Below are 17,123 nucleotides of genomic sequence, written 5' to 3' on the forward strand. Positions count from 1 at the left end.
CCGGGCCAGCGCCCGGGCATTTTAGTTTGGGCGATCGTATTTAGCCCAGATGCCTTTTTGCCCGAGCTTGGCAATCAGCGCATCATGCTGCTCGGCTTCGGTTTCGCTCAGGCGCGGTGCTAGCGGTCGCGGCCGCTCCAGCGCGACCAGAACAATATCATCATCGCTGTCGTTGCGTTCCGAGGCGCCGTTGTTCTGCGTCACACCGAGACCAAGTGCTGTCTGGCGACCACCGATCATCTCGATATAGACTTCGGCGAGCAGTTCGGAGTCGAGCAAGGCGCCGTGCTTGGCGCGATGCGAGTTGTCTATCCCATAGCGGCGGCAGAGCGCATCGAGCGAGTTCGGCCCCATCGGATGCTTGCGCCGGGCCATCGACAGCGTATCGATCACATTCTCGGGAGAGATCGGCGGCAGGGAAAGCCGCGCCAGCTCGGCATTGATGAAGCCCATGTCGAAGGTGGCGTTGTGGGCGATCCACTTGCCTTCGCCGAAGAAATCGAGTATCTCCTGCGCCACCGCCGCGAAGGGCTGCTTGTCCTTCAGGAACTCGTCGGTGATCCCGTGAACGGCGAGCGCGTCCGGATGGACCTTCTGGTCTCCCGGACTGATATAGATGTGCAGCGTCTTTCCCGTCGGAAAGTGATTGAAGAGTTCGATGCCACCGATTTCGATGATGCGATCGGTGCGGTTGTCGAGCCCGGTGGTTTCCGTATCGAAAATGATTTCACGCATTCGGGAAATCTCCGTTCGCTATCCGCTGTCTCAGGTCCGCGATAATGGCGCCGACCCGCTCCCTGGCCTGGTCGATGCCATGACCGGTATCGATCACATAATCCGCGCGCCGGCGCTTTTCCGCATCGGGTGTCTGGCGCGAGAGAATCATATTGAATTTCTCTTCCGTCATGTTCGGACGCGCAAGTACCCGCTGCCGCTGAATCTGTGGATCACAGCTGACGACGACGACGACATCGACCCGATCCGCGGCGCCGCTCTCGAAAAGCAGCGGTATGTCGAGAAGGACCATGGGTGTGCCCTGCCCGCGTTGTTCGTCGAGAAACATCGCTTCGCGTTCGCGGACAAGAGGATGAACGATCCGCTCCAGTTGCTTGAAACCTTCGGGACGCGATGCAAGCTGCCGGCCCAGTTCCTGACGATCGACCGTGCCATTCTTCACCGATCCGGGAAAGGCGACATCGATGAGCGGCGCGGCGGCGCCCGAATACAGGTCATGGACGACGGCGTCGGCATCGTTGACCGGCAGACCGGCATCGGCAAAGAGCTTCGCCGTCGTCGACTTGCCCATCCCGATCGAGCCGGTCAGTCCGATTTTCAGCATCAATGCTTTTCCATATCAGCGATGATCATGGCACGAAGTGTCCCGTCGACGACCGGCCGCTTTCCGAACCATTTCTCGAAGCCGGGTACCGCCTGGTGCAGCAGCATACCCAAACCATCGACGGTCGCGAAACCCTGTTCCTCAGCCTGCGCAAGAATGGGCGTCTTCAGCGGTACATAGACAATATCCGTGACAACGGCGTCCGGCTGCAACGGCGAGAAGTCGATATCGGGCGCGATCTCTCCCTCCATGCCGAGCGACGTCGTGTTGATAAAGAGACCAGCGCCTTTCATCACTTCGGAAAGAGCCGCCATCGGATGCGGATGCACCGCTTCTCCAAAACGATCCGCGAGTTCGACGGCGCGGGCGACCGTGCGATTGACGAGGTGGATCTCTCTGATGCCGCGATCGCGAACGGCCTGGATGACGGCACGGCTGGCGCCGCCCGCACCGAGGATGACCGCCGAGCGCACCTTGTCCCATCCGGGATGGCGCTCATCCAGATTTGCGGTGAAGCCGCGGCCATCGGTGTTCGTGGCCTTCAGCTTGCCATCCTCGAGCCAGAGCGTGTTGGACGCGCCGAGTTCCTGTGAAAGGTCGTCCGGCTCATCGGCCAATTTGAACGCCATCTCCTTGTGCGGGATCGTGACGTTGCCGCCGACGAAGTCCGATGCGCCTGATTTCAAGGATTGGATGAAAGCCGGAAAATCACCCGGGGCGACTTCATGGGCGCGATAGCTTCCATCGAGAGACAGCGACTTCAGCCAATAGCCGTGTATGATCGGCGAGCGCGAATGCTTGACGGGAAAGCCGGTGACGAAGGCGCGCGGGCCGATTGTTTCACGTGAATCATCCATCGATCGCACCCAGCTCTCTCAATTTTTCCAGAAGCGGCAGCATCGGCAGCCCCAATATGGTGAAGTAGTCGCCATCGATTTTAGAGAACAGCTGCAGGCCCTCCCCTTCAAGCTGATAGGCGCCGACGCTGCTCAGGGCGCGATCGCCGACCCGGTTCAGATGCCGTGCGATGAAATCGTCCGTGAGCGGACGCATCGTCAATTCGGCACGCGAGACATGCTCCCAGATGATATCGCCATTATAGGCAAGCGCGACCGCGCTGTTCAGCCTGTGGGTCTGCGCGGACAGCGCTGCGAGATGACCGGCTGCGTCTTCCATACTCTTCGGCTTATGAAATGTGCGCTGCCCCAGCGACATCGTCTGATCGGAACCGATCACGATCGCGCCCGGCGAGCGATCGCTTACCTCTTTGGCTTTCGCCTTGGCCAGGACCAGCGCGATCGCATCGGGCGTTGCGCCATCCCGTTCGAGTGGTGCTTCGATTGCCCGCTCGTCGACCTTCGCTGGATGAGCCTCGAAGGACAAGCCGGCATTTTCCATCAGCATGCGACGGAAGGGGCTGGAGGAAGCGAGTATGAGTTTCGGTATCATCTGTGCTCTCGGCGCGGTTGGCTTGGCAGCGCTTAGCGCAGCTTGGGACGCAGGGCAACGATTGCGGCCGCCGTCTCTTCGATGGAACGGCGGGTGACGTCGATCAGCGGCCAGTTGTGGCGGGCGCAAAGCGAGCGGGCATATTTCAGTTCTTCCGATATGGCGGCTCGGTCGGTGTAGTCGCCGCGATCGAAGCCCGGGGTCGCGCCGAGGTCGCGATTTTCGCGAACCTGCGAGATGCGGTCGGTGGTGGCGATCAGGCAGACAATGAGCGGCTTGCTCGCTTCGAACAGACTTTCTGGCAGGGGCACGCCATAGACAATCGGGATGTTGGCTGTCTTGATGCCGCGATTGGCGAGATAGATGCTGGTCGGTGTCTTCGATGTGCGGCTGATGCCGATGATGACAACGTCGGCGTCATTATAATCATCCGGCATCTGGCCGTCGTCGTGATCCATCGTGAAGTTCAGCGCTTCGATGCGCGCGAAGTATCCGGCGTTCATGACATGCTGCGCGCCGACCCGACGGCGCGACGGCGCGCCGAGATAGATCTGAAACGCGTTGAGCACGGGTTCCAGAACATTGACGGAGGCCACGCCCATTTCGCGGCAACGCTCGTCTATCAACGTGGCGAGTTCGCGATCGACAATCGTATAGAGCACGATGCCGGGCTCCCCGTCGATCGCTTGCAGCACCGTCAGCAACTGCTTTCGATTGCGGATCAGCGGATAGACATGCTCGATCGGCTGCGACGACTTGAATTGCGCCGAGGCCGCGCGTCCGGCTGAAATCAGGGTTTCACCCGTCGAGTCAGAAATGAGATGCAGATGGAAGAAGTTGGTACGGTTCTCCACGCTATTTTCCGCTGCCTGTTGAAAACACTGGATGACGGAGAGCTACGAGACGCGCCGGGGGTTAGGCAAGGGAGAACATGCCTGGTTTTCCACATTTCGGATTCTTTGCGGGCTCGAAAAGAGTGCCTGTTGGTTTTGTGGAAAGTTTGCGGCTGTGCCTCGGATAGTCACAGCTTGTCCACAGCCTGACGGATTTCCATGGGTGTCATATCTCTTTGAAATCATGATCGATTTTATACCTGTCCTGTTTTTGACACCGAATTGCGCGATTTCTTTCCCGGATCATTCCCGGGGCAGTGACAATTGGTATCGGGCGTGGATGGATTTTAATCCTTGATAGTCACCGACTCTAAGAAATAGAAACCTTATAAATATCTTTGATTTTTTATAGGGAAGAAGCGCTTGAGTGACATGCGCCGGAAGATCATGCGGGTTCTGGACGGGGATACTTTGAGCCCTCCCCCGATCTGGCTGATGCGGCAGGCAGGCAGATACCTGCCGGAGTATCGAGAGGTTAGAGCCAAGGCCGGAAGCTTTCTCGATCTCTGTTATACGCCGGATCATGCCGTCGAGGTGACGCTGCAGCCGATCCGGCGCTATGGCTTTGATGCTGCCATTCTCTTCTCCGACATTCTCGTCATTCCCGATGCGATGAAGCGCAATGTGCGTTTCACCGAGGGTCATGGGCCGGAGATGGATCCGATCGACGTGGACGGGATCGAAGGTCTGGATGGCAGCCGCGTGCTGCGGCATCTGGAACCGGTGCTGGAGACCGTTCGACGTCTCCGGAGTGATCTGCCAACGGAAACCACGCTCCTCGGCTTCTGTGGCGCTCCCTGGACCGTTGCGACCTATATGATCGCTGGCCATGGTACCCCCGATCAAGCCCCTGCCCGTTTGTTTGCCTATCGGCATCCGAAGGCATTCGAAAAGCTGCTGATGTTGCTGGCGGATGTTTCGGCTGACTATCTCGTCGCGCAGATCGATGCCGGCGCCGACGCGGTGCAGATTTTCGATTCCTGGGCGGGCGTGCTCGGCGAGCGTGAGTTCGAGGCGTTTGCCGTTAAGCCGGTGGCGCGAATGATCGCCTCCATCAAGACGCGCCGCCCGAATGCTAAGATCATCGCTTTTGCCAAAGGCGCCGGCTATCTGCTGAAGACCTATCGCCAGAAGACGAAGGCCGATGCGATCGGCCTTGATTGGTCCGTACCGCTCGACTTCGCGGCCGAGCTGCAGAAGGATGGACCGGTCCAGGGAAACCTCGATCCGATGCGGATGGTTGCCGGCGGCACCGCGCTTGAGGAAGGTATCGACGATATTCTGCAGAGACTGGGAAATGGGCCGCTGATCTTCAACCTCGGACATGGAATTACCCCGCAGGCCGATCCGGACAATGTGCGGCTGCTTGTCGAGCGTGTGCGCGGCGGAAGGGTGTGACGATGGAACGCCAGATCGACGAGAGACCCGGTTCCTATGCGCGCCGGCGCGCCTTCATCGCCATCGCGTTCTTCGTGGCGCTGGCGGTCGGCCTCTTCGTCTGGAATCCCGATACGCTCTATCTCTGGATCAAGGCGCTTCACATCATCGCGGTGATCTCATGGATGGCCGGCCTGTTCTACATGCCGCGACTGTTCATCTACCACACCGATGCCGAGCCGGGTTCGGTGCAGTCGGAAACGTTCAAGGTCATGGAACGGCGCCTCTTGAAGGTGATCATGAACCCGGCGATGATGCTGACCTGGATCTTCGGGCTGTATCTTTCGTGGTCGGCTTATGACTTCCAGGGCGGATGGCTGCACGCAAAGATCGGGCTTGTCGTTCTCTTGACCGCCGTGCACGTGTTCTTCAGTCGCGCCGCCAAGGCGTTCGAGCGTGACGAGAACCGGCGTTCGGCCCGCTATTGGCGTTTCATGAACGAGGCGCCGACCGTTTTGATGATCGCGATCGTCATCCTCGTCGTCGTCAAGCCATTTTGATGCAGCCGGCTCACAGGTTAAATTTGCTTCATTTTAAGCAGCCCCCTTGCGGCGGCGGACCTGACTCGCTATTTTCCGCTCACCTCATCCTTGTGGCATGTATGTAAAGTTCGATCGTCTGCGGGTTCCTCGCAGGGCCGGTTACTGTCTCGACATCGCCTTTCCCCTCAAAATTATAGAGTAATGGACACTTCATGTCTGAAATGAAGCTTCAGGAACTTAAGAGTAAATCCCCGACCGATCTTCTGGCATTCGCCGAATCGCTCGAGGTCGAGAATGCCAGCACGATGCGCAAGCAGGAGCTGATGTTCGCAATACTCAAGGTTCTTGCCAGCCAGGACGTCGAGATCATCGGCGAGGGTGTCGTCGAAGTTCTGCAGGACGGCTTCGGCTTTCTGCGTTCGGCCAACGCCAACTATCTCCCCGGTCCCGACGATATCTACATCTCCCCCTCGCAGATCCGCCGCTTCTCGCTGAAGACGGGCGATACGGTCGAAGGGCCCATCCGCGGACCGAAGGAAGGCGAGCGCTATTTCGCGCTGCTGAAGGTCAATACGATCAACTTCGACGATCCGGAAAAAATCCGTCACAAGGTTCACTTCGACAACCTGACCCCGCTCTATCCGAACGAGCGCTTCAAGATGGAACTCGAGATCCCGACCAACAAGGATCTCTCCTCGCGCGTCATCGATCTCGTCGCGCCGCTCGGCAAGGGCCAGCGTGGTCTCATCGTCGCGCCGCCGCGCACGGGTAAGACGGTTCTCCTGCAGAATATCGCGCACTCGATCACCGCCAACCATCCGGAATGCTACCTCATCGTCCTCCTGATCGACGAACGTCCCGAGGAAGTGACGGACATGCAGCGCTCGGTGAAGGGCGAAGTCGTTTCGTCGACCTTCGACGAACCCGCTACACGCCACGTGCAGGTTGCCGAAATGGTCATCGAGAAGGCGAAGCGCCTGGTCGAGCATGGTCGTGACGTCGTGATCCTTCTCGATTCGATCACCCGCCTCGGTCGCGCCTACAACACGGTTGTTCCTTCTTCCGGCAAGGTTCTCACCGGCGGTGTCGACGCAAACGCGCTGCAGCGCCCGAAGCGCTTCTTCGGCGCGGCACGTAACATCGAAGAAGGCGGCTCGCTGACGATCATCGCAACCGCGCTGATCGATACCGGCAGCCGTATGGACGAAGTCATCTTCGAAGAATTCAAGGGTACCGGCAACTCCGAAATCGTGCTCGACCGCAAGGTCGCCGACAAGCGCATCTTCCCGTCGATGGATATCCTCAAGTCTGGGACGCGTAAGGAAGACCTGCTTGTTCCACGCCAGGACCTGCAGAAGATCTTCGTTCTCCGCCGTATCCTCGCCCCGATGGGCACGACCGATGCAATCGAGTTCCTCATCGACAAGCTGAAGCAGACGAAGAGCAATTCCGATTTCTTCAGAATCGATGAATACCTGATTTATCCTTAGCCGGATTCTATCAATTAAAGCCGGCCTCTAAATTGGCCGGCTTTTCTGTTTGCACGTGCCTGACTGAATAGCCAACGCTGTTTCCAAAGTGGCGCGTGATCGATTCGGTATCGTATCAATTGGAGTGTGTTCGTGGCGGAATTCACAGAGACGATCTATGCGCTATCCAGTGGCGCCGTGCCTGCCGGCCTGGCCGTCATCCGTGTCAGCGGACCGAAGGTCGCGGATGTGATGAAGGGCATGGTTTCAAGCGCCGTTCCGCCGCGCTCGACCTCACTGAGAACGATTCGAACCCGTAACGGTGCGGTCTTGGATAACGGTCTGGTCTTGTTCTTCCCCGGCCCTCACTCTTTCACCGGCGAAGACGTCGTCGAGTTTCATCTGCATGGCGGCCGCGCGGTCGTAAGCGCGGTATATCAGGAGCTCAGTTCGTTCGACGGTCTGCGCCAGGCAATGGCCGGCGAATTCTCGCGGCGCGCTTTCGAAAATGGAAAGGTCGACCTGCTTGAAATAGAAGGTCTTGCGGATTTGATCTCCGCCGAGACGGAGATGCAGCGCCGCCTTGCCCTCGAATACAGCTCTGGTGGACTCTCGACGCTCTATGAATCCTGGTCGCAGCGTTTGACGCGGGGTCGCGCGCTCATTGAAGCGGAACTGGATTTCCCTGACGAAGACGATGTTCCGGGCTCGGTGTCTGATCAGGTTTGGTCGGATATGACGGCGCTCGTCAGCGAAGTACGTCAGCATCTCGGCCTGGCAAAGGCCGGGGAGATAATCAGAGACGGCTTCAAGGTTGTCATCGCCGGCTTGCCGAATGCGGGAAAGTCGAGCTTGATGAACGCGCTCGTTCGCCGAGATATCGCGATCGTGACTGATATTGCCGGAACGACGCGCGATGTATTATCCACCGATCTCGATATCGATGGCTTTCTGGTGAAGCTCTACGATACCGCGGGCTTGCGGGAGACCGAAGAGGTTGTTGAGCGCGAGGGCATTCGTCGGGCGCGCACGGCAATGGAAGCCGCCGATCTCGTGATCTACATTGAAGACCTGTCTGCCCCGACGGATGACAGCGCCACGCCCTCTTCCGCGCTCCGTGTTGGTACGAAATCGGATTTGCCGGCCATTTCTTCGCGTGAGTACGATGTCAGGATCTCGGTCGAGACCGGCGCGGGCTTGGACGAGCTTCGGCAGGCGATCGGAAGTCGGCTCCGGGAAATGGCACCTGCTCATTCGCTGGCGATCCCCACCCGTGCCCGCCACAACGATTCATTAGCGGAATGTATTTTGGCCATCGAGCGGGCGATCGTGAATGACCATGTTGATCTAGATCTGAGAGCGGAAGATCTGCGAATGGCCGGTACGGCGCTTGGTCGCATCACCGGCCGGGTTGATGTCGAGAATCTGCTCGACGTGATCTTCGGCGAATTCTGTATCGGCAAATGATTCACGTGAAACAGTGCGACCCCGTCGAAAAACGGGGTTTCACGTGAAACGTCTTGACTCCCGGGGCAGCTTGCCGCATCACCAACCGATCTCAGGAGCATTGTTATGAATACCTCACGGTTCGATGTCATCGTCATTGGTGGCGGGCACGCGGGATGCGAAGCCGCTTCCGCGTCCGCGCGCGCTGGGGCAAGGACGGCGCTTGTTACGCATAAGCGCGAGACGATCGGCGTGATGTCTTGCAATCCTGCGATCGGAGGGCTTGGCAAAGGCCATCTGGTTCGCGAGATCGACGCTTTGGACGGGCTGATGGGCCGCGTCGCCGACGCCGGCGGCATTCAGTTCCGTATGCTCAACCGCAAAAAGGGCCCGGCCGTCCGCGCCCACGTACCCAGGCCGACCGAAAGCTTTATCGCCAGGCGATGCTGACCGAGATCTCGGAGATCCCCAATCTGACAATCATCGAGGGTGATGCATTCGATCTGGCGATCAAGGATGGACGGGTGTCTGGCGTCATCATGAAAGATAGCCGGATTCTGGATGCAGGCGCTGTGGTGTTGACCACCGGCACGTTTCTGCGTGGGCTCATTCACATTGGCGATCAGAAAATCCCTGCCGGCCGCGTTGGCGAAGAGCCGTCGGTGGGTCTGTCGAAGACGTTGCTGGGTATGGGATTGCAACTCGGCCGTCTGAAGACGGGCACCCCTGCCCGTCTGGACGGAAAGACGATCGACTGGGCGGGCGTCGGTCGCCAGGGTGCCGATGACGATGCTGTGCCGTTCTCCTTGATGACCGATCGCATCTCGAACCCACAGATCGACTGCGGCGTTACGCGCACGACGGAAGCGACACATCGGATCATCGTCGACAATCTCAAGCGATCGGCAATGTATTCAGGCCAGATAGAAGGTGTGGGTCCCCGCTATTGTCCGTCGATCGAGGATAAGCTGGTCAAGTTTGGCGAGCGCGATGGCCATCAGGTGTTTCTCGAGCCTGAGGGTCTCGATGACGATACGGTCTATCCGAACGGTATATCGACTTCGCTTCCCGCTGACGTCCAAGATGCATTTATTCGAACGATACCTGGCCTTGAGCGGGTCGTCATTCTTCAGCCGGGCTATGCAATCGAGTACGACCATGTCGATCCGCGTGAACTCAAGCCGTCGCTCGAAGTGAAGAAGCAGCCCGGGTTGTTCCTGGCAGGGCAGATCAATGGCACGACGGGATATGAAGAGGCTGCCGCGCAGGGGTTGGTCGCCGGCCTCAATGCTGCACGTCTGGCGGGACAGCAGGACGCGGTGCGGTTCAGCCGCACGGATTCCTATATTGGTGTGATGATCGATGATCTCACGTCGCGCGGCGTGGCGGAGCCTTACCGGATGTTTACGTCGAGAGCGGAATACCGCCTGTCGCTCCGGGCCGACAACGCGGATGTGCGGCTTACCCCGCTCGCGATGTCCTTGGGTATCGCGTCCCGCTCTCGTTCCGAGCGGTTTGATCGGTATGCATCGGCTATCGAAGCGGGGCGCGCGTTGTTGATGTCTCTGTCGGTGACGCCCACCGAGGCGCGCCGATCCGGGCTCAAACTCAATCTTGATGGCCAGCGGCGCACGGCGTATGAGCTGCTGGCGTTCCCAGATTTCGATCTGGAGACGCTTCGGCCGGTATGGCCGGAGTTGAATGCGATTGATGCTGAAGCCGGCGCTGCCCTGCAGATCGAGGCAAACTACGCGGTTTACATGGATCGACAGCAGGCTGACGTTGCTCACATCAAGCGCGACGAGGAGCGTGTCATCCCTGAGGACTTCGACTTTGATCGTTTGGCTGGCCTGTCGAACGAGCTCAAGCAGAAATTGGCGAAGACCCGTCCCTATGATGTCGCGCAGGCTTCCCGTATTGACGGAATGACGCCGGCAGCGATCTCGCTCCTGCTGGTGCACTTGCGCCGCGGCGACGTCGCGGCATAGATTGCAATCCACACTATTTGAGAGTCCTCGTATGGAATTGAACGGCCGACGTGTTTCACGTGAAACACAGGAACGACTTGAGCATTTTGTTGATCTTTTTCAGAAATGGAGCAAGGCCATCAACCTCTCGGCGCCCTCCACGCTCAAGGACGCGTGGGATAGACACGTCGCTGATAGCGCACAAATCTTTCAGCTTCAGCCGCTGGCAGCGAACTGGGTCGATTTCGGTAGCGGCGGCGGCTTTCCGGGCGTCGTGACGGCGATTTTCCTAGCTGAACTCAACGGTGGCTGGGTGCATCTCGTCGAGAGCAACAACAAGAAAGCAGCATTCCTGCGCACCGCGCTCAGGGAAACGGGAGCCCGTGGTTCCGTGCATCCAGTGCGGATCGAAGATGCGGTTGCCGACCTGCCGGCTTGCGACTTCGTCTCGGCCCGTGCCCTTGCAGACCTCGACAAGCTGTTGGAATTCGTTCAGCCATTCGCGATCCGTAACGAAAAAATCCGCGCCTACTTCCACAAAGGCCGGGATTACCGATCAGAGGTCGCGAAAGCGCATGGTCGGTGGACGTTTGATCTGGTAGAACACGGAAGTGCTGTCGAGGTTGACTCAGTCGTTCTTGAGATCTCCCATTTAAGGCATTTGGTCTAACAAATCGGGCGTTGCGACAATGGTTGCTGGACGGAATCGAATTATCACGATCGCAAATCAGAAAGGTGGCGTTGGCAAAACGACGACGGCTATCAATCTGGCAACAGCTTTGGCGGCGATTGGTGAGCGGGTTCTTATCGTGGATCTCGATCCTCAGGGCAACGCAAGTACCGGCCTGGGTATCGATCGCAAGAGCCGCAGCCGGTCCTCCTACGATCTTCTGATCGGTGATCACGGAATTCTTGAGGTGGTGCAGGAGACTGCCGTGCCGAACCTCTACATCGTCCCGTCGACGATGGATCTGTTGGGGATCGAGATGGAGATCGCTCAGCAGAGTGACCGTGTCTTCAAGCTCAAAAATGCGCTTGCAGAGCGCGACGCATTTCAGTTTTCCTATATCCTTGTCGACTGCCCCCCGTCGTTCAATCTCCTGACCATGAACGCTATGGCCGCCGCGCATTCGGTGCTGGTTCCCCTGCAGTGCGAGTTCTTCGCGCTCGAGGGGTTGAGCCAGTTGCTCGAAACCGTCGACCAGGTCCGTCGAAGCGTGAATCCGCAGCTTGATATCCAGGGCATCGTGCTGACGATGTTCGATTCGAGAAACAATCTGGCGCAGCAGGTTGTGAACGATGTGCGCACCCATCTCGGGGAAAAGGTTTATCATACGTTAATTCCGCGCAACGTGCGCGTGTCCGAGGCGCCCTCTTATGGGAAGCCTGCCATTCTCTACGACCTCAAATGTGCTGGAAGTCAGGCCTATCTGCAGTTGGCTTCCGAAGTCATTCAGCGCGAACGCCAGCGTCTGGCTGCCTGAGCAAAGCTCTCGAATATAGTGGTGAGTACCGACGATGAACGATGATGTCTCGAAGAGAAGACTGGGGCGCGGCCTCGCAGCGCTGATTGGCGAAATGGATCAGCCGGCGCCCGTCGACGCGAGCCAACGTGCGGTCAGCGCCGACCGCCTGGTTCCGATCGAGTTCATTACGCGGAACCCCCGAAACCCTCGCCGTTTCTTCGATGATGGTGAGCTTCATGATCTCGCGAGCTCGATCCGGCAGCATGGCATTGTCCAGCCAGTCGTCGTGCGCACGCTTTCGGTCAGCCAATATGAAATCATAGCCGGCGAAAGACGTTGGCGCGCGGCACAGCTGGCAGGTCTGGTCGAGATTCCGGTGATCGTGCGGGATGTCGATGACAAGACGGCGCTCGAAATCGCGATCGTCGAAAACGTACAGCGGTCCGATCTGAATGCGCTGGAAGAGGCGCTTGGCTACGAGCAGTTGATCGCGGATTACGGCTACACGCAAAACGATCTTGGCGAGATCATCGGCAAAAGCCGCAGCCATGTCGCCAACTCGCTACGGCTTTTGAAGTTGCCGGAACCTGTCCGAGATCTGCTCGCGGCCGGTAGCCTTTCCGCGGGCCACGCGCGCGCTCTGGTGTCCACGTCTGATCCTACCGTCCTGGCGCGAACGATCGTTTCCAAGGGCATGTCGGTGCGCGATGCCGAACGGCTCGCACAGAACGATATCAAGGCGCAATCGGAGCCGAAGCCTGCCGTCAATCCGCGCGATCAGAAGGATTCCGACACGATCGCGCTTGAGCGCACGCTCTCCGATACGCTTGGATTGGACGTCGTGATCAATCACAAGGCCAATGGCGGACAGATTAGAATTTCCTATAAGTCATTGGATCAATTGGAAGAAATCTGCAGGCTTCTGGAGCGTCGGTGATCCTGGCTATTTACGGCCGGATTGAAGCGTGGTCGATAGAAGCGTCTGCATGGCAATCGTGTCCTCCAGCGAGGCGCGACGCCTGGTCTGCAGAATGGCTGCCTGCAAGCGGTTTGTTTCACGGGCTAGCGCGTCGGCCGACCACGTTCTCAAGGCCTGCTCAATGATCGGCTTGCGCTTGAAATGAAGGTGGCGCCCGAGCGTCTGCATGACCTGAGACGCCTGTGTCCGCTTTTCGTCCATCTCGGCGCGCATCGCATCCATCAATTGAAACTGCCGCAGGCATGCCTGTATGACGAGAAAGACCGACGTCTTCGATGCCGTGATCTTCTGCATGGCATGCAAGAAGTTTCCCGAGTTTCCTGTCAGGATCGCATCGACGGCGTCGTCAACGGAGATGGCGCTTGCGTCACCGATGATGTCAGTGACGTGATGCTCCTCGATGACCTCCATATTGAGGCAGTATAGCGCGAGCTTCCTGACCTCGTTTCGCGAGGCGATGCGGTCGCCCCCTATGAGCTCCAGCAGCGCCTGTCGCGCGGCGGGCGTGATCCTGAGGTTGGCGCCCGCAAGTTCGGCGTCTATCAGGCTGTTGAGCGCGCGGGCGTCGTCGGCATAGCATGGGATGGTCGCAATGCTGCGGGCCGCCTCGCTTGCCTTTCGCAGAAGCGAGCCCTTCTTGAGGTCGCCGGCCTCTATGATGATGAATGTTGCTTCGGGTGGCTTCTGGGCCAGCACTTGCAGGCCGTCGACGAGATACTTCTCGTTCGCCGCGCCGCGGATCCAGATCAGCTTCTGGCCGCCAAAGAGCCCGATCGCGCCTGCTTCGTCGAGCAGTCGTCCCTGGTCTTTCTGCAGGTCGCCGATATCAAGCTTGATGAGGGAAAACGGATCTGACAGATCAACGCCGGTTCTGGCGGCGATCAGGCTGGCGCGTTCCGACACCAGCCCGCGATCAGGGCCGTAAATGACGAACAGTTGATAGTGGCGGGCGGATTTCTCCAGAAATCCCTCGAACTCATGCGATTTTATCTCCGCCACGCAACCGCTCCTTAGCGGCCAAGCGCCGCTGCGAGCTCGGCGGCCACGAATTCAGCCACCTGGCGCGCGGCACGGTCTTCAGCGTCGCGAATGGCGCGCTGCTTGGCAAACTCCTGAGCGGGGAAGTCGACAAGGGCGGTTGCCGACTGATGGCCGGCGCGGATCACGTGGCCGTCCTTGTTCGACTTCAGCGTATAGTCGACGCTGACGGTCGCACGACCTGCACGTGATTCATCCGAGGAGGCGACCAGCAACGTGTCAATGACGCTCGAGCGCGCGTTCATTTCGACCTTGTAGTCCGCCTTGTCCGGTTCGCCGGCGCCGCGCGCGGCAAGGAAGATCAAGCGGTTGCGCACTTCCTGCTCGACACGCGACGTCGCCTCGGAGAAGGCGATGGATGACAGCTTGCCGGCAACGCCTGATGTCTCGGAATAGAGCGGCCGGACCTGGCACGAGGTGAGAAGAACCGTGGTTGCCAGCACCGCGGCAATCCCTCGCGGCGCGCCAGCTTGGAAGCAATATTAAACGACAATGTTCACAATCCTTTGCGGAACCACGATGATTTTCTTCGGCGCCTGGCCGTTGAGGACGCGCTTGACATCCTCCAACGCAAGTGCTGCGTCGCTGACGGCATTTTGATCTGCGTCGCGTGAGATTGTCAATTCGGCGCGCTTCTTGCCGTTGATCTGCACCGGCAGAACGACCTCGTTCTCGACGACAAGGGCGTCGTCGTATTTCGGCCAGGCGGTCTGCGACAGAAGCGTGTCGTGACCGAGAACGGACCAGCACTCTTCCGCCAGGTGCGGTGTCATGGGTGCTACGAGCTGCACCAGGATTTCGGTCGCATCGCGCACGGCGGCGCGATAAGCGGCATCGGCTTTTCCCGCGGCAACGGTGGTCAGAGGGCCGGCAATGGCGTTCACGAGCTCATAGATGCGCGCGACGGCCTTGTTGAACCAGAGCTTGTCATAGTCGTTCTGGACGGCCTTCAGCGTCTTATGCGCCAGCTGGGAAATGGCGAATGCATCGCCATCCTTAGCCGGAGTCGCAGTCACGTCGTTCAACGCTTCAGCAGCTTCCGAGATCAGACGCCACAGGCGCTGCGTGAAGCGGTGGGCGCCCTCCACGCCCGCTTCCGACCAGATGACATCGCGCTCGGGCGGAGAATCCGACAGGACGAAGAAGCGAGCGGTATCGGCGCCGTAAGAGGCAATGATGTCGTCGGGATCGACGACGTTCTTCTTCGACTTCGACATCTTCTCGATCGAGCCGATGGCAATCTCTTCGTTGTTGGACAGAAGAAACGCGCGGCGCTTCCCGTCCAGCTCCTCGATCTTGATGTCGGCGGGCGCAACCCATTCGCGGGTCATGCCGGAGCCACGGCTGTAGGTCTCGTGCACCACCATGCCCTGCGTGAACAGGCCCTTGAACGGCTCCTTCACATCGACATGACCGGTTTCGCGCATGGCGCGGGTGAAAAAGCGCGAGTAGAGCAGATGCAGGATCGCATGCTCGATGCCGCCGATATACTGATCGACAGGCAGCCAGCGGTTGGCGGCCGCGAAATCCGTCGGCTTGCTCTCCCAAGGCGCCGTGAAGCGGGTGAAGTACCAGCTGGAATCGACGAAGGTGTCCATCGTGTCGGTTTCGCGACGGGCATCCTTGCCACAATGCGGGCAGGCGACGTGACGCCAGGTGGGGTGCCGGTCGAGCGGGTTTCCGGGCTGATCGAAGGTGACGTCCTCCGGCAGCTTGACCGGGAGATCCTTCTTCGGCACCGGCACAACGCCGCAATCCTGGCAGTGGATGACCGGGATGGGGCAGCCCCAGTAGCGCTGGCGGGAGATGCCCCAGTCGCGCAGGCGGAAGTTGACCTTGCGTTCGCCCTGCGGCGCGTTGCCCAACGATGCTGACGACAGACGGTCGGCGACGATGTTGAAGGCCTCGTCCGTCGACTTGCCGTCGAGGAAGCGCGAGTTGATCATGATGCCATCGCCGTCATAGGCGGTATCGCCGACGGCGAAGGCCGTCGCGTCACCGTCACGGGGCATGACAACAGGGATAACAGGAAGGCCGTATTTGCGGGCGAAATCGAGGTCGCGCTGATCGCCTGCCGGGCAGCCGAAGATGGCGCCCGTGCCGTAATCCATCAGCACGAAATTGGCGATGTAAACAGGCAGTTCCCAGGAGGGGTCCAGCGGGTGGCGGACACGGATGCCGGTGTCGATACCCTTTTTCTCGGCGGTCTCGAGCGCTGCCAGAGACGTACCGGCGCGGCGCACGTCCTCGCAGAAGGCTTCAATGTCGGCGTTCTTCGCCGCGGCGTCCTTGGCCAGAGGGTGATCGGCGGAGATGGCAAGGAAGGATGCGCCAAACAGCGTGTCCGGGCGGGTGGTGTAGACCGTTACCTCGGTCTCGCCCGCAGGCGCGGTTTCTCCGACGATTTCCCAGCGGATCGTCATGCCCTCGGAACGGCCGATCCAGTTCTTCTGCATCAGGCGGACCTTCTCGGGCCACTGATCGAGACCATCCAGCGCGTCCAGCAAATCCTGGCTGAAGTCGGTGATCTTGAAGAACCACTGGGTCAGCTCGCGCTGCTCGACAAGCGCGCCGGAGCGCCAGCCGCGACCGTCGATGACCTGTTCATTGGCGAGAACGGTGTTGTCGACCGGGTCCCAGTTGACCTTGGACTGCTTGCGGTAGACGAGACCCTTTTCCAGGAAGTCCACGAACATATGCTGCTGATGCTGGTAGTATTCGACATCGCAGGTCGCGAACTCGCGGCTCCAGTCGAGCGACAGGCCCATGGCCTTCAGCTGCGCCTTCATCGATGCAATGTTCTGGTAGGTCCAGGCCGCGGGATGAACGTTGCGCTCCATGGCGGCGTTTTCAGCCGGCATGCCGAAGGCGTCCCAACCCATGGGATGCAGCACGTTGTAGCCGCGGGCGCGCTTGTAGCGCGCGACGACGTCGCCCATCGCATAGTTGCGGACGTGGCCCATATGGATGCGGCCGGACGGATACGGGAACATCTCCAGCACGTAGTATTTCTCGCGCGGATCAGCGTTGTCGGTCTCGAAGACCTTCGCTTCGTTCCATTTTTTCTGCCAGCGAGGCTCGGCATCGCGCGGATTATAACGTTCGGTGGCCATGGTATTCGTATTTCCGGAAAATCAAGGGAAGTTGGTGGTGACCTT

At 59.3% G+C, this 17,123-nt stretch carries 14 protein-coding genes and 2 pseudogenes; 8 read left to right on the forward strand and 8 right to left on the reverse strand.

Annotated elements, in window-relative coordinates; translation table 11 throughout:
- Positions 1–21: 21 nt before the first annotated feature.
- From dnaQ to P3R82_RS25860, 5 genes are read right to left on the reverse strand one after another with little or no spacing between them, the layout of a single operon-like run.
- Positions 22–735 carry a DNA polymerase III subunit epsilon gene (gene dnaQ / locus P3R82_RS25840; protein WP_283195847.1) on the reverse strand — a complete coding sequence of 238 codons (714 nt, stop codon included), beginning with the start codon at positions 733–735 and terminating at the stop codon, positions 22–24.
- The gene (gene coaE / locus P3R82_RS25845; RefSeq protein WP_283195848.1) at positions 728–1,339 is read right to left on the reverse strand and encodes a dephospho-CoA kinase; all 612 of its coding nucleotides are present in this window, start codon (positions 1,337–1,339) and stop codon (positions 728–730) included. The genes dnaQ and coaE overlap by 8 nt, the downstream gene beginning before the upstream one ends.
- A complete protein-coding gene (locus tag P3R82_RS25850; protein WP_283195849.1) occupies positions 1,339–2,196 on the reverse strand; it encodes a shikimate dehydrogenase in 858 nt (285 codons plus the stop codon). Before P3R82_RS25850 ends, coaE begins: the two co-directional genes overlap by 1 nt.
- On the reverse strand, positions 2,189–2,788 hold the full coding sequence (locus P3R82_RS25855) for a Maf-like protein (protein ID WP_283195850.1): 600 nt from the start codon (positions 2,786–2,788) through the stop codon (positions 2,189–2,191). Before P3R82_RS25855 ends, P3R82_RS25850 begins: the two co-directional genes overlap by 8 nt.
- A 32-nt stretch (positions 2,789–2,820) precedes the next feature.
- A complete protein-coding gene (locus P3R82_RS25860) occupies positions 2,821–3,642 on the reverse strand; it encodes a pyruvate, water dikinase regulatory protein (protein WP_183900070.1) in 822 nt (273 codons plus the stop codon).
- A 402-nt stretch (positions 3,643–4,044) separates the two neighbouring features.
- Between P3R82_RS25860 and hemE the strand changes: the two genes are divergently transcribed.
- The 8 genes and pseudogenes from hemE (at position 4,045) to P3R82_RS25900 (ending at position 12,885) form a co-directional block, all read left to right on the forward strand.
- Positions 4,045–5,079 (forward strand): uroporphyrinogen decarboxylase, encoded by a 1,035-nt coding sequence (gene hemE / locus P3R82_RS25865; RefSeq protein ID WP_283195851.1) that lies wholly within the window; start codon positions 4,045–4,047, stop codon positions 5,077–5,079.
- Between the two features lie 2 nt (positions 5,080–5,081).
- Positions 5,082–5,618: a protoporphyrinogen oxidase HemJ gene (gene hemJ / locus P3R82_RS25870; protein ID WP_283195852.1), complete on the forward strand. Its 537-nt coding sequence runs from the start codon at positions 5,082–5,084 to the stop codon at positions 5,616–5,618.
- Between the two features lie 194 nt (positions 5,619–5,812).
- Positions 5,813–7,090: a transcription termination factor Rho gene (gene rho / locus P3R82_RS25875; RefSeq protein ID WP_283195853.1), complete on the forward strand. Its 1,278-nt coding sequence runs from the start codon at positions 5,813–5,815 to the stop codon at positions 7,088–7,090.
- A 132-nt stretch (positions 7,091–7,222) separates the two neighbouring features.
- Positions 7,223–8,536 (forward strand): tRNA uridine-5-carboxymethylaminomethyl(34) synthesis GTPase MnmE, encoded by a 1,314-nt coding sequence (gene mnmE / locus P3R82_RS25880; protein WP_283195854.1) that lies wholly within the window; start codon positions 7,223–7,225, stop codon positions 8,534–8,536.
- A 105-nt stretch (positions 8,537–8,641) separates the two neighbouring features.
- Positions 8,642–10,503: pseudogene (mnmG, locus tag P3R82_RS25885) on the forward strand (tRNA uridine-5-carboxymethylaminomethyl(34) synthesis enzyme MnmG).
- Positions 10,504–10,534: 31 nt separating this feature from the next.
- Positions 10,535–11,152, forward strand: coding sequence for a 16S rRNA (guanine(527)-N(7))-methyltransferase RsmG (gene rsmG, locus P3R82_RS25890; protein WP_283195855.1), 618 nt, complete (start codon positions 10,535–10,537; stop codon positions 11,150–11,152).
- A gap of 19 nt (positions 11,153–11,171) precedes the next feature.
- Positions 11,172–11,966, forward strand: a complete 795-nt coding sequence (locus P3R82_RS25895; protein ID WP_283195856.1) for a ParA family protein — start codon at positions 11,172–11,174, stop codon at positions 11,964–11,966.
- Between the two features lie 34 nt (positions 11,967–12,000).
- Positions 12,001–12,885: a ParB/RepB/Spo0J family partition protein gene (locus tag P3R82_RS25900; protein WP_183900058.1), complete on the forward strand. Its 885-nt coding sequence runs from the start codon at positions 12,001–12,003 to the stop codon at positions 12,883–12,885.
- A gap of 6 nt (positions 12,886–12,891) precedes the next feature.
- Here P3R82_RS25900 and holA read toward each other — a convergent pair whose 3' ends face one another.
- The 3 genes and pseudogenes from holA to leuS all read right to left on the reverse strand — a co-directional run bounded on the left by holA (position 12,892) and on the right by leuS (position 17,078).
- Positions 12,892–13,926, reverse strand: a complete 1,035-nt coding sequence (holA, locus tag P3R82_RS25905; protein ID WP_283195857.1) for a DNA polymerase III subunit delta — start codon at positions 13,924–13,926, stop codon at positions 12,892–12,894.
- Positions 13,927–13,937: 11 nt separating this feature from the next.
- Positions 13,938–14,458: pseudogene (gene lptE, locus P3R82_RS25910) on the reverse strand (LPS assembly lipoprotein LptE).
- Positions 14,448–17,078: a leucine--tRNA ligase gene (leuS, locus tag P3R82_RS25915; RefSeq protein WP_283195858.1), complete on the reverse strand. Its 2,631-nt coding sequence runs from the start codon at positions 17,076–17,078 to the stop codon at positions 14,448–14,450. The pseudogene lptE and the gene leuS overlap by 11 nt, the downstream one beginning before the upstream one ends.
- Between the last annotated feature and the right edge of the window lie 45 nt (positions 17,079–17,123).

This window comes from Rhizobium sp. AN80A, assembly GCF_030053015.1.
Taxonomy (GTDB): domain Bacteria; phylum Pseudomonadota; class Alphaproteobacteria; order Rhizobiales; family Rhizobiaceae; genus Rhizobium; species Rhizobium metallidurans.

Coding starts and splice junctions, on each gene's coding strand:
- dnaQ (WP_283195847.1), bottom strand. CDS start 735: ATGCGTGAAATCATTTTCGATACGGAAACCACCGGGCTCGACAACCGC.
- coaE (WP_283195848.1), bottom strand. CDS start 1,339: ATGCTGAAAATCGGACTGACCGGCTCGATCGGGATGGGCAAGTCGACG.
- P3R82_RS25850 (WP_283195849.1), bottom strand. CDS start 2,196: ATGGATGATTCACGTGAAACAATCGGCCCGCGCGCCTTCGTCACCGGC.
- P3R82_RS25855 (WP_283195850.1), bottom strand. CDS start 2,788: ATGATACCGAAACTCATACTCGCTTCCTCCAGCCCCTTCCGTCGCATG.
- hemJ (WP_283195852.1), top strand. CDS start 5,082: ATGGAACGCCAGATCGACGAGAGACCCGGTTCCTATGCGCGCCGGCGC.
- rho (WP_283195853.1), top strand. CDS start 5,813: ATGTCTGAAATGAAGCTTCAGGAACTTAAGAGTAAATCCCCGACCGAT.
- rsmG (WP_283195855.1), top strand. CDS start 10,535: ATGGAATTGAACGGCCGACGTGTTTCACGTGAAACACAGGAACGACTT.
- P3R82_RS25895 (WP_283195856.1), top strand. CDS start 11,172: ATGGTTGCTGGACGGAATCGAATTATCACGATCGCAAATCAGAAAGGT.
- P3R82_RS25900 (WP_183900058.1), top strand. CDS start 12,001: ATGAACGATGATGTCTCGAAGAGAAGACTGGGGCGCGGCCTCGCAGCG.
- leuS (WP_283195858.1), bottom strand. CDS start 17,078: ATGGCCACCGAACGTTATAATCCGCGCGATGCCGAGCCTCGCTGGCAG.